At 48.3% G+C, this 13,998-nt stretch carries 16 protein-coding genes; 14 read left to right on the top strand and 2 right to left on the bottom strand.

Features of this window, described 5'->3' with window-relative positions:
• Positions 1–12: 12 nt before the first annotated feature.
• From H8B09_RS22350 to H8B09_RS22285, 14 genes are all read left to right on the top strand, one after another.
• Complete coding sequence (locus tag H8B09_RS22350) at positions 13–1,206, top strand: nucleotidyltransferase domain-containing protein (protein ID WP_191205807.1); 1,194 nt, start codon at positions 13–15, stop codon at positions 1,204–1,206.
• 274 nt (positions 1,207–1,480) lie between these two features.
• Positions 1,481–3,421, top strand: coding sequence for an asparagine synthase-related protein (locus H8B09_RS22345; protein WP_191205806.1), 1,941 nt, complete (start codon positions 1,481–1,483; stop codon positions 3,419–3,421).
• A 30-nt stretch (positions 3,422–3,451) separates the two neighbouring features.
• Positions 3,452–3,634, top strand: a complete 183-nt coding sequence (locus H8B09_RS22340; protein WP_191205805.1) for a paeninodin family lasso peptide — start codon at positions 3,452–3,454, stop codon at positions 3,632–3,634.
• 90 nt (positions 3,635–3,724) lie between these two features.
• Positions 3,725–4,651, top strand: a complete 927-nt coding sequence (locus H8B09_RS22335) for an ATP-binding cassette domain-containing protein (protein ID WP_191205804.1) — start codon at positions 3,725–3,727, stop codon at positions 4,649–4,651.
• The gene (locus H8B09_RS22330; protein WP_191205803.1) at positions 4,648–4,944 is read left to right on the top strand and encodes a lasso peptide biosynthesis PqqD family chaperone; all 297 of its coding nucleotides are present in this window, start codon (positions 4,648–4,650) and stop codon (positions 4,942–4,944) included. The genes H8B09_RS22335 and H8B09_RS22330 overlap by 4 nt, the downstream gene beginning before the upstream one ends.
• Positions 4,945–5,010: 66 nt before the next feature.
• Entirely contained in the window at positions 5,011–5,451 is a 441-nt protein-coding gene (locus H8B09_RS22325; protein ID WP_191206081.1) for a lasso peptide biosynthesis B2 protein, read from the top strand.
• Positions 5,452–5,460: 9 nt separating this feature from the next.
• Positions 5,461–7,263 carry an ABC transporter ATP-binding protein gene (locus H8B09_RS22320; RefSeq protein ID WP_191205802.1) on the top strand — a complete coding sequence of 601 codons (1,803 nt, stop codon included), beginning with the start codon at positions 5,461–5,463 and terminating at the stop codon, positions 7,261–7,263.
• Positions 7,264–7,272: 9 nt separating this feature from the next.
• The gene (locus H8B09_RS22315) at positions 7,273–8,235 is read left to right on the top strand and encodes an LCP family glycopolymer transferase (RefSeq protein WP_502572616.1); all 963 of its coding nucleotides are present in this window, start codon (positions 7,273–7,275) and stop codon (positions 8,233–8,235) included.
• A gap of 96 nt (positions 8,236–8,331) precedes the next feature.
• Positions 8,332–8,805, top strand: a complete 474-nt coding sequence (locus H8B09_RS22310) for a hypothetical protein (RefSeq protein WP_191205801.1) — start codon at positions 8,332–8,334, stop codon at positions 8,803–8,805.
• Positions 8,802–9,215, top strand: coding sequence for a hypothetical protein (locus H8B09_RS22305; protein WP_224753889.1), 414 nt, complete (start codon positions 8,802–8,804; stop codon positions 9,213–9,215). The genes H8B09_RS22310 and H8B09_RS22305 overlap by 4 nt, the downstream gene beginning before the upstream one ends.
• 281 nt (positions 9,216–9,496) lie before the next feature.
• Positions 9,497–9,985 carry a hypothetical protein gene (locus tag H8B09_RS22300; protein ID WP_191205799.1) on the top strand — a complete coding sequence of 163 codons (489 nt, stop codon included), beginning with the start codon at positions 9,497–9,499 and terminating at the stop codon, positions 9,983–9,985.
• 147 nt (positions 9,986–10,132) lie between these two features.
• Entirely contained in the window at positions 10,133–10,459 is a 327-nt protein-coding gene (locus H8B09_RS22295) for a hypothetical protein (protein WP_191205798.1), read from the top strand.
• A gap of 123 nt (positions 10,460–10,582) precedes the next feature.
• A complete protein-coding gene (locus H8B09_RS22290; protein ID WP_191205797.1) occupies positions 10,583–11,497 on the top strand; it encodes an ABC transporter ATP-binding protein in 915 nt (304 codons plus the stop codon).
• Positions 11,490–12,287 (top strand): ABC transporter permease, encoded by a 798-nt coding sequence (locus tag H8B09_RS22285; RefSeq protein ID WP_191205796.1) that lies wholly within the window; start codon positions 11,490–11,492, stop codon positions 12,285–12,287. Before H8B09_RS22290 ends, H8B09_RS22285 begins: the two co-directional genes overlap by 8 nt.
• A gap of 74 nt (positions 12,288–12,361) precedes the next feature.
• On the opposite strand, the gene H8B09_RS22280 is transcribed toward H8B09_RS22285, so the two are convergent.
• Both H8B09_RS22280 and H8B09_RS31070 read right to left on the bottom strand, forming a co-directional pair.
• The gene (locus H8B09_RS22280) at positions 12,362–12,853 is read right to left on the bottom strand and encodes a bactofilin family protein (RefSeq protein ID WP_191205795.1); all 492 of its coding nucleotides are present in this window, start codon (positions 12,851–12,853) and stop codon (positions 12,362–12,364) included.
• An 85-nt stretch (positions 12,854–12,938) separates the two neighbouring features.
• A complete protein-coding gene (locus H8B09_RS31070; protein WP_191205794.1) occupies positions 12,939–13,934 on the bottom strand; it encodes a M23 family metallopeptidase in 996 nt (331 codons plus the stop codon).
• Between the last annotated feature and the right edge of the window lie 64 nt (positions 13,935–13,998).

Genomic DNA, 13,998 nt, shown 5'->3' with positions numbered 1-13,998 from the left:
AAGGGGATGTTGATGGTTAATGGAATAGAACTTAGTATTAATTCCTTTCCGATTGAACTACAGTTACTGCTTACAATTATCAGAAAAGAATCGGCATCTGTAGAGCAAGAGATTAGAAGCTTACTGGACAAGTCCATCGACTGGGATAAGTTTGTTCAATTAGCCTTTCAACATCGAGTCTATCCGGTTGCAGCATCTAACATATTGAGCAGCTATAAGTCCTTGTTCCCGATTGAAGTTACCAAGCAGCTGAATCAGATGTACATGCATAATACTTATAGTATGTTAAGATTAACAGCCAGTATGGAACAACTCTGTAAAGACCTTGAGTCTAATGGTATTAAGGCACTTGTACTCAAAGGGCCAGTGCTTGCGGAGGCGTTGTATGGAGAGTTTTCACTGCGTACCTCCAAGGATATCGATCTACTTGTGCCTGAACAAGAATTTGAACGAGCTGAGTCTATCCTCTTGCAGCATGGGTATAAGCCTGATAAGGAAACGACGCAATTATTAAAAAGTGTTATTCGTAAGAGACATAACCTTCCGTATACGCATCCGGATACAGGCGTGCAGGTTGAATTGCATTGGCGTATGAGTTCCAATACGTATAAAGAGCCATCATTCTCTGAGCTATGGCAGCGCAAGAGGACCACGACTAAAACCAACTTTCCCGTCTATTATCTTGGTCAAGAGGATTTATTTGTTTATCTGGTGCTGCATGGCGCACTGCATGGATGGTTTCGATTACGGTGGCTAGCGGACATTGATCTCATGCTGCGGCGTACAGACCTGAACTGGGCTTTCATTACTGAGAGCTTTCGAATGAAAGATAGCATGCACGTATTAGTCCAATCACTCTTGCTATCGGATTCTATATTCCGTTCGCCTATAGAGAGCTCCGGTATAAAAAATAGAGAAATTCATGCGAGGTCACACAAGCTCGCTAAAGAAGCGATCAAGATGATCAACGAGCATGTCCATATAATAGAGCGTCAAACACCGGAAGAGCTTAAAGCTTATATTAAGGGGTATAAAACGCTATTGATGTCACCTGGGCAAAAGTGGAGGCAGATGTTGAGCAGGTTGTACCCTAGCTCCTACGACGCCGAACTTCTGCCTCTTCCCAAGTGGCTCCACTTCATGTATTTCCCGTTACGCCCATTCCTATGGGCTTGGCGCAAGAAGAAGCAGCGAGCTGCAGCATAGTATGATAGTAAAAATAAATTCGTAAAAAGTTTCAAAAAGATCAAACCACTCGAAGAGTTGAAGCGTATATAATATGAGAGCGTCAAATGCAGAACTAATGCAGTCAGTCATACTTAGATAAGCCCAACTGTCGATTGCTGTAAATCTTTAAAGGACCACAACATTTTTTTTGAATTCATAGTTACAATGTGTATCATTTGTTGTATAATTGATACATAAAGTAACGTTGATTGATTACATCGAATTATCGCATATAGGAGAAGTGGAGGAGCCTATGAGTGCCATCCTAGGTATTCACAATCATCATCAGGGACAAATATCTAGCGATGAGTACCATATGCTTACCGAGGTACTGCATTCGTACCAGGTAGATACGATCAGCAGCTGGATGAAGGATACGACGCTGCTCCTATGCGGAGAGAAGCGATTCCTGCCTGACGAGTATTATCAAACGATGCCCTACGTCGACGAGAGTAGTGGGCTTGTGATAACAGCGGATGTCATTCTGGATAATCGGGAGGAGCTGTGCGAACGGCTGGGAGTATCGGCTGCTCGTCGCATCTTCATATCCGATTGCGAGCTGATCCTACTCTCTTATCAGAAGTGGGGAGCGAATGCTCCGCGATATATGATTGGCGATTATGCGTTTGTCATATGGGATCAGCGTACGCAGACGATGTTTGGGGCCCGTGATCATTTTGGCAATCGTACATTGTACTATACGCGAACTTCGAATCAATTTGCCTTCTCGACTATGATTCGGCCGTTGCTTCGACTGCAGGGAGTTCGAGGGACAATTCGTGAATCTTGGCTGGCGCAATATCTGGCGATTCCCATTGTTTTGGATTCCGTGGATTGTGGCGAAACCGTCTATGAAGATATAGATCAGCTTCCGCCCGCTCACCGATTTACATTCGTCGCAGGTAATCTAACGGTTTCTCGTTACGCAAGTTTTGTGCTTCCGGAGCCTCTAAAGCTGCGTTCAGACGGGGAATATGAAGAAGCTTTTCTCGATGTATTCTCACAGGCGGTCAAATCGAAGCTTCGCACGAATCGGCAGATTGGAGCCCATTTGAGTGGAGGGCTTGATTCTGGATCCGTTGTTAGCTTAGCAGCTCGAGAGTTGAATGGTGTTAATCGAACGTTACATACCTTCAGCTATATTCCGCCGGATGATTTTGTCGACTGGACCTCAAGAGGCCGACTGGCGGATGAACGTCCTTACATACATGAGACCGTTCGTCATGTCGGAAGCAATATCTCTGATCATTATCTAAACTTTCCGGAGAAGAGTTCATACACCGAGATCGACGATTGGCTCAGTCTGATGGAGATGCCTTATAAATTCGGTGAAAACTCGTTCTGGGCAAAAGGTATATGTGAAGAAGCGGCTCGACAAGATGTTGGCATTCTTCTTACCGGCGGTAGAGGTAATCATACGATCTCCTGGGGATCCGCTGTTCATTATTATGCCTACCTATTGAAACAGTTCCGCTTCATGAGATTAAACCAAGAGCTTAAGCACTTCGGAAGAATTATGGGAATGGGTAGGAAACAGCTTGTTCCAATCGTTAGTAGGCTGGCTATGCCGATATTGGAGAAAATCCAATCAAGAGGAACGGCTTCAGAAGATCCGCAGCTGATTCATCCGGACTTCGCTAGATCGACTAAAGTATTCGAGCGGTTAAAGTCATCTGATGTTGGAATCAATGGTTTCTCACAGGACATCAGGGATGAACGGATGCGATACTTCAATGTGCCGTCGGTCAGTAGTATGCAGGGCACGGTTGCGACGAAGCTATCGCTTCGGCTCGGGGTCTTGGAGCGTGATCCAACGATCGATCCGCGAGTTGTTCAATTCTGCTTGTCTGTACCGCTCGAGCAATATGTGCAGCAAGGGATGGATCGTGCATTAATTCGAAGAGCGATGAAGGATCGGCTTCCCGATCAGATTCGATTGAATCAGCGTACCAGAGGCATTCAAGCCTCGGATTGGGTTCATCGAATTCTGCCGGACTGGGACCGATTCGTAGAAGAGCTTGAAGCGATAAGTCGTGATAGCCGAGTTGCGGGCTTATTGAACCAACAACAAATGCTCAAATCGCTGGATAAAGTAAGAGGAAAACTAGGGCCGGAACTGGCCTTCGATCCGGATATGAGACTGCTCCTTCGCTGTATTGTCATTCATCGATTCTTATCTAATCAAATAGCATAAACGTAAGGCTTTGAAAGGAGGTGAAAAACAATGACAAAACAAACTTGGGCAACTCCAGTTGTTGAAGTGCTTGATGTTAAGGAAACGATGGCAGGCAGCGGCGGTCCTAACATTGACCTGTACTTCACGGACCACCACTTCGAGAACACGAAGGATCCAGTCGGTCCTCAACCAGGCGGTACATGGGTAATCGGTCCAGACCCACGCTCGTAATCATTACTTACTGCATGATCCCGTACTTAATTTGTACCCTAATAAAGGTTTCTTTTATTAGGGTACAATCCCAGGGAGGCTGGAACAGTAGTGGATGCATACAAGGCATTCGGTTTAACGATTCGAAGCGAGATTATGCTTCCTGAATTGTTTGAATTATCAGATTTCGATAACGATAAGGAAGCAGATGTGCAAATCATTCTGCAGGACTTGACGTCGATCCCTGAAGTCGCGCAGCTCCCGAATAATGGCTGTCGCTATCAGGCGCCGAACTTCTATTTTAAGTTTGATGATGCCGCAATCTTCTGTGTCAGCGCGAGAACGATTACCGCTTCTCCGTTTCCTAATTGTAATGAAGCTGCGCTTCGGCTGTATATACTTGGAACTTGTATGGCGGTTATCCTGCTGCAGAGAAAGATATTACCTTTGCATGGCAGTGCTGTTGTCATTGATGGGCAAGCTTATGCAATCGTAGGTGAATCGGGAGCGGGCAAGTCGACATTGGCTGCAGCCTTCCTCCAACAAGGCTATAAGATGCTTACTGATGATGTCATCGCTGTAACGATGGATGATGTTTCAGGACGGCCTACTGTGATCCCATCCTATCCGCAGCAGAAACTGTGGGAGGAAAGCGTCAGTCAACTTCAGATGAAGGATCACGACTTCAATGAGCTCTATCAGGATAATGAACGAGTCAAATTCGCTGTGCCCGTTGCGGAGCAATTCGAGACTGTGCCAGTGCCGCTTGGCGGTATCTTTGAATTGTCAATTTCGGGTGAAGGCCTGGTCGTGTTGAAGACCGTTACTGGTTTGGATCGCTTTCCGCTCTTGCTAACGCATACCTATCGGAATTTTCTTGTGTCTATTCTGCAAATGAAACAATGGCATTTTGCATTAAGTGCTCAGCTGGCTGAGAAGGTGCCCGTGTATAAACTAAGAAGGCCGATGGTTGGAATGACTGCGCATGAGCTTGTCGAATGTATAACAAATGAAATTAGGGAGGGTGTAACTTTATGAAGTCTATCTCATTGACTGATATTGTATCCCAGGCGAAGGGGAATCTCGCTAGCCAGATGGGTGGCGAAACGGTCATGATGAGCATCGAATCCGGTAAGTACTACAATCTTGGTGAAATTGGTGGACGCATCTGGGAATCGATCGCTGCACCTGTTAGCGTAAGCGAGCTTGTCACAAAGTTAACGGAAGAGTACGACGTGTCGACAGAGGATTGCACAGCGCAGGTTATTTCTTTCCTCGATAATCTAGCCAGCGAGAACCTCGTCGTTATCCAAGCAGCGGCAGCGATTTAACGGACTCTTAAGCAAAGGAGACAACACATCGTGTGGAGAGTTGTTAAGAAAATAATAGCCATGCCGATGGAACGCAAATGGCTGTACGCCGAAGCTTTCTTGTACCTTGGATGGGCGCGCGTACTGAAACAGCTGCCATTCGCGAAGGTTGCTCCGACATTAGGCGTTCGTACGGAAGAGTCCTCGTTCGCTCATGATCCATCGCAGGATCGGATTCTGGCTGGTGTTTCCACAGCGATTCAGCGCATGAGCCGTCATACTTGGTGGGAGAGCATGTGTATGGTAAAGGCAATAGCAGCTATGAAAATGCTGGAACGCCGCGGTATATCTTGTACCCTATACATGGGTACGGCTAAGGATGCAACAGGACGAATGATTGCTCATGCGTGGCTGCGAAGCGGTCCGCATTATTTGACGGGTTATGAGGAAATGAGCAAATTCACCGTCGTCGGCAAGTTCGCCAACAACGGACATCGGAAGAAACAGTTGGAACACGTAAGGGGATGAACCGATCGGATGTCTGAGCTTATCTATTATTTGAAGAAGCTGCATACTGTGTCAGGTATAAAGCTATATATCAATATGATTGGGATGATGCTGATAAGCTCGATAGAAGGTGTCTCCATCTACCTGCTCATTCCATTGCTTGGATTGACGGGTATTTTTAATTTGGGCTCATTGACGATTCCATTCCTCGATCAAGTGAATAGCTTGGTGCTGCGAATTCCGGAGCACGCGCAGCTCATTACAATGCTAACCTTATATATTCTTCTTGTTATTACACAAGCCATTGTTCAGCGTAACCAGACTGTACTTAATACTCGAATATTGCATAAGTTTATTCGCTACCTGAGATTATCCACCTATAAAGGCTTGATTCAAGCGGAGTGGAAGTTTTATCTGCGAACTCGTAAGTCCGATATCAGCCATATTCTTACGAATGAGATCGTACGGATTATTGTTGGTATGGGTATTATTATGAAGCTGGCCACCACAATGATCTTCACCCTTATCCAAGTAGCATTCGCCTTATGGCTCTCCTACAAGCTAACCCTCCTTGTGCTGCTGTGCGGCGGCCTGATGGCCTTCTTCTCAAGACGATTCACCCAACGTGCGAAAACAATTGGCGATGAGACGACCGAGCTTACCAAGACATACATAGCCGGCATCACCGACCATTTCAATGGGATAAAAGATATCAAGACCAATATGCTCGAGCGAGAGCATTACAACTGGTTTCTAGCTCTGTGTAAGAGATTGGAGAGCAATTTCGTCAAGTTTGCGAGTTTGCAGACGGGTACGCAGTTGTTCTATAAAATAGCATCCGCCATTCTAATTGGCCTCTTCATCTATATCTCCTTCGAGGTGCTGCATGTTTCCGGCGGGCAGTTGATGCTCATCGTTGTGATTTTCTCGAGGTTATGGCCGAAATTCATTACGATACAGAATAGTTGGGAACAGCTGGTTAATTCGTTGCCGGCATTTCGAAGTGTGCGGGAATTGCAGAAGGAATGCGAGGAGACCAAAGAATTCGAGCTTAGAGACTTGGATGATGAACTACGGTTTAATCTGAAATCGGCGATTGAATGTCGCAACATATCATATCGATACGATAAGAATAAACCTGAATTCGCCTTAAAGGACGTGAATATACACGTACCAGCGAACAGCATGACTGCTATCGTAGGCAAATCGGGCGCTGGTAAAAGTACGCTGATTGACCTGCTTATCGGACTTGTGCGTTCCGAGAGCGGGGAGGTGCTGTACGATGGGGTTGCGCTTACCGAACGCAACACGCTCGCGCATCGTAAGATGGTCAGCTATGTCCCGCAGGATCCGTTCTTGTTCCATTCCAGCATTCGAGACAACCTGAAGCTGGTCGACCCGCATGCCATTGATGAACGGTTATGGGAGGCCCTTCGTTTCGCGGCGGCTGACGATTTCGTCAGGCAGCTGCCGGACGGACTTGATACGATAATCGGCGACAGGGGCATCCGATTGTCTGGCGGCGAGCGGCAGCGTCTTGTTCTTGCACGAGCGATTCTGCGAAAGCCATCAATTCTCGTGCTTGATGAGGCGACTAGTGCACTCGATAACGAGAATGAGGCGAAAGTACAGGCGGCGCTGGAACGTCTGAAAGGCACGATGACAATCATCGTTATCGCACATCGACTGTCGACGATCCGTAACGCTGATCAGGTTATCGTGATTGAGCAGGGCCGTGTTGTGCAGCAGGGAGCCTATCACCAGCTGTCGACCGAGACGAGAGGGACATTCAGTCGACTGCTTTCTTATCAGGAAGCAGGAGTAAATTCGTAAGCTTGTTAAATAAGACAGGAGGGCTCCCCAATTTCACGCAAATGGAAAAAGATCATTATATGGACGGCTTCATCCATAACACTTATTATCCTTGGCGTTGTCAGCTATGTCATCTATGTCGCTGTTCAGATTGAGCATACGGCAACCAAAATCTACGAAGAACCTACCCGTCCCGTCTACGTCAGCAAGGACCCTGAAGCAACTCCGCTGCCGACGAAGCCCGTCTCCATTAAAGACAAGGATGCATTCACCGTCCTTATGCTTGGGGTCGATCAGCGGACGAACGACCCGGGGCGTTCGGATACGATCGTCGTGATGTCGGTCAATCCGAGTAAAAACTCCGTTCTCATGTTCAACATCCCGCGGGATACACGAACGGAAATCATCGGGCACGGTACAACGGACAAAATCAATCACGCTTACGCATTCGGCGGCGTCGATATGTCGCTTCAAACGATCGAGAACTTCCTCGACTATCGAATCGACTACTATGTGAAAGTCAATATGGAGAACTTTAAGACGTTCATAGACTTGATCGGCGGCGTAGAGGTAAACAATCCTTTTGCCTTCGATTATGAGGGACATAGCTTTGCGCAAGGACCTCTGGAGCTGGATGGCACGCTAGCATTATCCTATTCCCGTATGCGTTACGATGATCCGCGAGGCGATTTCGGCCGCAATACGAGGCAGCGTGACATTCTTCAATCCGTCATGCATCACGCCGTCAACATTCAGAACGTGACGAAGATTCAATCCATTCTGGATGAGGTCGGCAATGGCGTGAAGACGAACATCACCTTTGACGAAATGAAGACGTTTGCCACCGATTATCGCTCGGTGATCGATCATGTCGATACCGTTGAAATCAAGGGGACCGGCAAAATCATCAACAAGATCTGGTACGATATCGTGACCCCAGAGGAGCAGACTCGAATTCACAATTTGTTGAAAGAGCATCAGCAAGCGAAATAAAGGCCTTTCTATGTCTATGTGGATACAAATTGTATCATAATAATGATTACTCTATTTAAAATACAATCCATTTTGTATCAAAAAAGGAGAATCCCGATGTCCCACGTTCCCGTACAAGCTAGCCGTAAGCTGAGCACCGTTCAGAAAGAATGGATGGCCAGCAACGATCTTGCTGTTCTTTTATCCATTGATAGCGTCCGTGGCAAGTCCGTTGAGTCTGGGGAAACGGCAGTGAAGCCGATCTGGATTAGTGATTCCAGCCTGCAGTTTCTGCTGCCGCTCAATCTGCCTATTAATGAGCAGTATATCGTTCGCCTTCAAGTTACAATTGACGGCCGTCGTACGATGCTGTTGGGACGGTTAACGTGGAGACGTAAAGAGAAGAAGGGTTTCCTATACAGCTGCCAATTCACGGGCGGCCAGCTGAAAAGGCTGCATTGGAATCTTCAGCTAGCATGGAAAGTAAGGCTGAATATGAGCACGGAAGAGCGTCGGCGGAGCTATGAGCGCAGCAATCTGCTGCTGGATTCGGGAGTTGGCCGAGGGCTGCTCGTTGATGTGATCGGATGAGTTCGACGAAGCGATCGATACGAATTCGCATGGAAAGCGGCACGGTCGCACATGTATCGATATGCAGCGTAGATGGCCGGCCGGTGCAGACGAGAGCGGCGAAAGTGTTCGTGAACTATTTGAGCGCGGACAGCATCGAGTTTATGACCTATTTGAAGCTGCAGGCTGATAAGCGGCTGGAGCTGCATTTTGACCTCCAATTCAATGAGTGGCACTTTAGCTTAGTAGGTGAATTAGCGGTGCACCAATGGAAGCGCGATGGCAATCAGTATGTTTATCAATGTGCGCTGCAGCCGGATCCGCAAATTCGTACAGCGATTATACGAGCGCTCGAGCAGATGCTGCAGCGGATGAACCCATCAGCGACCTTCGTGCATGCGATATACCGCAGACATGAGTCGGCGCTCTAGCTGTGAGTGCCAGCTTGTATGAATAAAACGTTCTGAAAAAAAACCTCTCTCATACAATTGTAGTACGTGTTCAAAAAGTCGGGTTTTCAGCACCGAGAAGCTTACGAGAACCTGAAGAAGGAGGAGCAGAGTGTAGGCAAAACCTACATGAGCACCGGACTTCGAAGGTGAACGTAAGATTCGATGTCGAATAAGCTCCTTGAGTTGCTTCGTGATCAAAAGACGACTTTTTGAACTTCCTCTAGTAGGGACAAACCTGCATTGGATGGGAGGGAGAGCATTTGGCCTGGCGATCCAGAAGACGCCGCTATGCGAAGCAATGGCTCCTTCTTATAGGCATCGTCGTCGTCTGCGGATGGCTGACCACGAAAGGGCTTCATCTGCTGTTTACAACAGGACGAGCAGAGGAAGCGGAGCATGTCGTGGATAAGTTCTACAAGCTGGAGCAGGAAGGCGACTACGGAAGCTCATGGGAGCTGCTTCATTCCTCGATGAAAGAGCATTTTCCGAAGGATGAGTACATCCAGAAGCGCGCACATATTTTTATGCAGGACTTCAAGTCCGATTCGTATCTATATGAGCTTGGCAAGTCAAAGGCATTATCCAGCCTTCAATTGAAGGAGAATGGCAAGGATCTCGAGCTGGATCATGTGTATGCCGTTAAGGTGACACAAGATTTCGACACATTGTACGGTCCCATTCAGTTGGTTCAGATGTGCTATGTGGCGGAGGAAAATGGTGAATGGTCATTACTTTGGAAGACGGAGTAAGGAATAACGACAAAACTCGGGCGTCTCTCTTGACATTCATCGATATTTGTCATAAATTTAACTTAAAAGATACGGATTGTATCGAATTTGTTAGAGTATGATACGTATGGTATACAAAAATGTCAAAAAAAGCGGAGATGAGCGGCTGTGCATGAATATAGCGAGCAGTTTTACTGCGTTTGCTGCAATCAGTTGTTAGGAAGAAAAGAAGCAGACATTTTGTTCCGTACCGGCTACTTCCGGGTTGTATACCCGCTGGGATGCTGTGTAGCGTGCGAGCGGCGAGAGCGTCATACGACCGAGCTGCCGGATCATCCGCGACTTGTTACAGGTGCGCAAGTATTCCGTATTGAACCGCTGACCGATATGGGGAGTGCAGGGATTGGCGTACACCGTATTGCATCGGGCTCTGATGTTCCACTCTATTGGAATGACCAGATGGACAATAAGAAAACAATGAATCTCTACCATTAAAGGTTCGCCGTCCACACCGTCCAAGTGTGCCGGCGGACCTTAAGTTTTATTAAATCAATTTATTGCGGCTACCAATTCGTGTATAATTAAAAAATTGGTAATTATATTTGAGGAGGCAGCGCAATGAGTGAACCGATTGTTCAATTGTCGAACGTTACGAAGCGAATCGGCAATCGAACTATTATCGATCATCTAACACTCGATTTGCACCCTGGTGAAGTTTACGGATTTCTAGGACCGAACGGTTCCGGTAAGACAACGACCATTCGGATGATGGTCGGTTTGATGAAGCTCACTGAAGGTCAAATTACGATCAAGGGACATAGCATCGCGGACAATTTCGAGAAAGCGATTCGTCAAGTTGGCGCAATCGTCGAGAATCCGGAGATGTACAAATATATGTCCGGCTACAAGAATCTGATCCACTACGCTCGGATGGTGCCTGGCATTACGCGTCAGCGTATCGATGAGGTCGTGAAGCTCGTCGGACTGCAGGGACGCATTCACGATAAAGTGAAGACGTACTCGCTTGGCATGCGTCAGCGTCTTGGCGTAGCGCAGGCGATCATGCATAAGCCATCGCTGCTCATTCTCGATGAGCCGACGAACGGTCTGGACCCTGTCGGCATTCGCGAGCTGCGCGATTACCTTCGCCATCTGGCGAAGAGCGAAGGCATTACCGTCTTCGTATCCAGTCACTTGCTCAGCGAGATGGAATTGATGTGCGACCGTGTTGCGATTATTCAGAACGGCAAGCTGATCGATGAGCGGGTCATATTGCAAGATGGTCCAGCGAAGGATGCTGTCGGCCGTTATCGGTTCGAAGTCGATCGTCCGGCCGAAGCGCTCGAGCTGCTTGCGCAGCACTCGGCTGTTGTGACGAAGGATGGAATCGAACTGGATACAGACCGCGAGACGGCAGCATGGATCAATGCGCAGCTCGTCTCGGCAGGTCTCAAAGTATATGGCTTCCGTACGCATGTCAAATCGCTTGAAGAGCAGTTCTTGGAAGTAACGGGAGGTGAGACGGTTGGGTAACTTCATGGAGTTGGTACGCAATGAGAATATGAAGATCTACTCCCGTCTGCGTACGTGGATTATGATGGGCATTATGCTTGTCATCATGCTGGCTGCTTCGATTGTGGTGCTGTCGATCGGCGAAGGCGTTAAGTCGATGTGGACGGTTCTGCTCAACGAGGTTATGGCCGGTACATCTCTCGTTACGATCTTCACGGTTATCGTCGCGGCAGACAGCGTGGCGGGCGAATTCTCCTCGGGTACGATTAAGCTGCTGCTTATTCGCCCTTGGTCGAGATCGAAGGTACTGCTATCCAAGTACATTTCGCTTCTCCAATTCGCTATATTCTTCCTTGCTGTGTTGTTCGTATGGACATATCTCTGGAACGGTATATTCTTCGGGTTCTCATCCGGCTCGATGCAGGAGCTGACGACTGAGCAGGCAACTGGATCGGTATGGGGCTACGTGCTGTCGGGCCTTGGTCTTCAGTACGTCAGCATGGTGCTGACGACGATCACGATCTCATTCCTGCTGTCGACGGTATTCCGCAGCGGCGGCTTGTCGATCGGTCTCTCGTTATTCCTGATGTTCATGAGCGACACGCTTGCTGGCCTTATGTCCTTGATCGACAAACCATGGAAAGATTACTTCTGGTTCATGCAGAGCAATCTGACACAGTACTTGAACAATGCGTCTGATGTAACGCATGATCACACGATTATGTTCTCATTGGCCGTTCTCATTGTGTATTATATCGTGTTCATGTTCATCACTTGGTGGCAGTTCACGAGACGAGACATTACGTCTTAATAAGAGAAGAAGCAGCTCGGTCACGATGACCGGGCTGCTTCTTTGTTGTGCATATATTACGCTGTAAGTATGGGTTAACCGGCTTGCTGCTGCCGTTTGTCTTTGCCGTTCTGTTGATTCTGATTCTGCGCATGGTTAGGCTGCTCGGATTTGTTCTCGCGCGCTCCTGCCTGCTGCTGCACCGGCTCGGCTTCGACGAGAGGGCGGGAGCGGCTGTTGTCCTGCGTCCGTTCCATCCGGCATGCGCCAGTAAATATTCCGCCGTCCTGCATGACGAATATATGGGCATTAATGTTGCCGTGCACCTGGCCAGTCGCTGTAATGGTCAAGCGGCCTTTGGTCGTTACGTCGCCGAATACTTTGCCGGCGATCGTCACGTCGCGCGCGTTAATGTTCGAGCGAGCAATGCCGCATTCTCCGATAATGACATCGCCATGGCAGTCGATATCGCCTCGAAATTCGCCTTCGATGCGAAGCCCGGCTTCGCATTCCATCTTCCCCTCGGCATGTGTGCCTTGCCCGATTAGCGTATCCGTTAAGCTGAGTCTCTTCGAATCCTTGAACATTGGCGAACCTCCTAAAAGTTAATGCGCAGCCTCATGGCATCACTTCCTGTAGCACAAACTCGCTTCGAAAGCATAGGGTACGTTGTTAGCTTAAATAACGAAGCGGGTTGACCGGTTCATTCTTTTGCATCACTTGAAAATGAACATGGGCCCCCGTACTCCGTCCGGTACTTCCCATCAACCCGATTTTCTCCCCGCGAACGACTTCTTCATCTTCCTTCGCTTCAATACGCGATAAGTGCATATATACCGTCTTCAAGCCGTTATGATGATCGATCATGACATAGTTGCCTTTGTCGTTGCTCGAGCCCGTCTCGACAACGGTTCCATCCCCAGCGCTGAATACCGGATCGCCAACCTTACCCCCGATATCGATGCCTGCATGAAACGTCGATTTGCCGGTGAACGGGTCGCTTCGATAACCGAAGCCCGACGTCATCTTGGATGAGCTCTTGGTTGGCCATCCGGTCGGAAGCGCATCAAGTATCGCTTGGCGAGCTTTCGCTTGCTTCACCGATTGCTCCATTGTGTCTTCCATTGAATCGACGAGAGAGCTGATCTGGCGAAAATCAAGCCCCGACTGCTCGGCAATGGCGATCAGATCTCTAGCCTCTTGAGCAGTAGGAGTGCCGCTCGATTGCTGCAGCCCAGACAGTGCGTCAAGCGTCGCTGGATCTGCATTTGCAGGCATACTCGAATCGGACGTCTCCGTCAGCCGCCCGTATTGTTCAATAAAAACTTTAAGCTTGCTCTCCAGCTCGCGAAGATCGCTGATCTTGCTCTTCAGCTCTTCGGTTTGCCGATTCAACCGATCGATTTCCTCTTGGAGAGTTCCAATCGAATCATCCTTACCGTGCACAGTTTGGGTGAACGAATTGGATTGCTGGGACATCTCGTCCTGCAGCGTATCGATCTTGAAGGCGGAGCGGATTTGGAGCGCCGCAATACACCCTGACAGCGCAAGGACGGCGACGGCCGGAGCGGCTACGATAGACCGCCTGGATACCTTAAACTGCCGGACTGACTTGTCAGCGCCGCGCATCAGTACGAAGGACCACTTCGGCTTAGTTGACCGTTTCACTTGAGGCTGTTCTCCTTTCTGCCGGCGTGCGTATTCGAACGTTCTAATCCTATTTATTCGGTCT

It is taken from the genome of Paenibacillus terricola, assembly GCF_014779765.1.
GTDB classification, from domain to species: Bacteria; Bacillota; Bacilli; order Paenibacillales; family Paenibacillaceae; genus Paenibacillus_T; species Paenibacillus_T terricola.
Note: the sequence above shows the minus strand (reverse complement) of the source record. Positions and strands in the feature narration are given on the sequence as shown.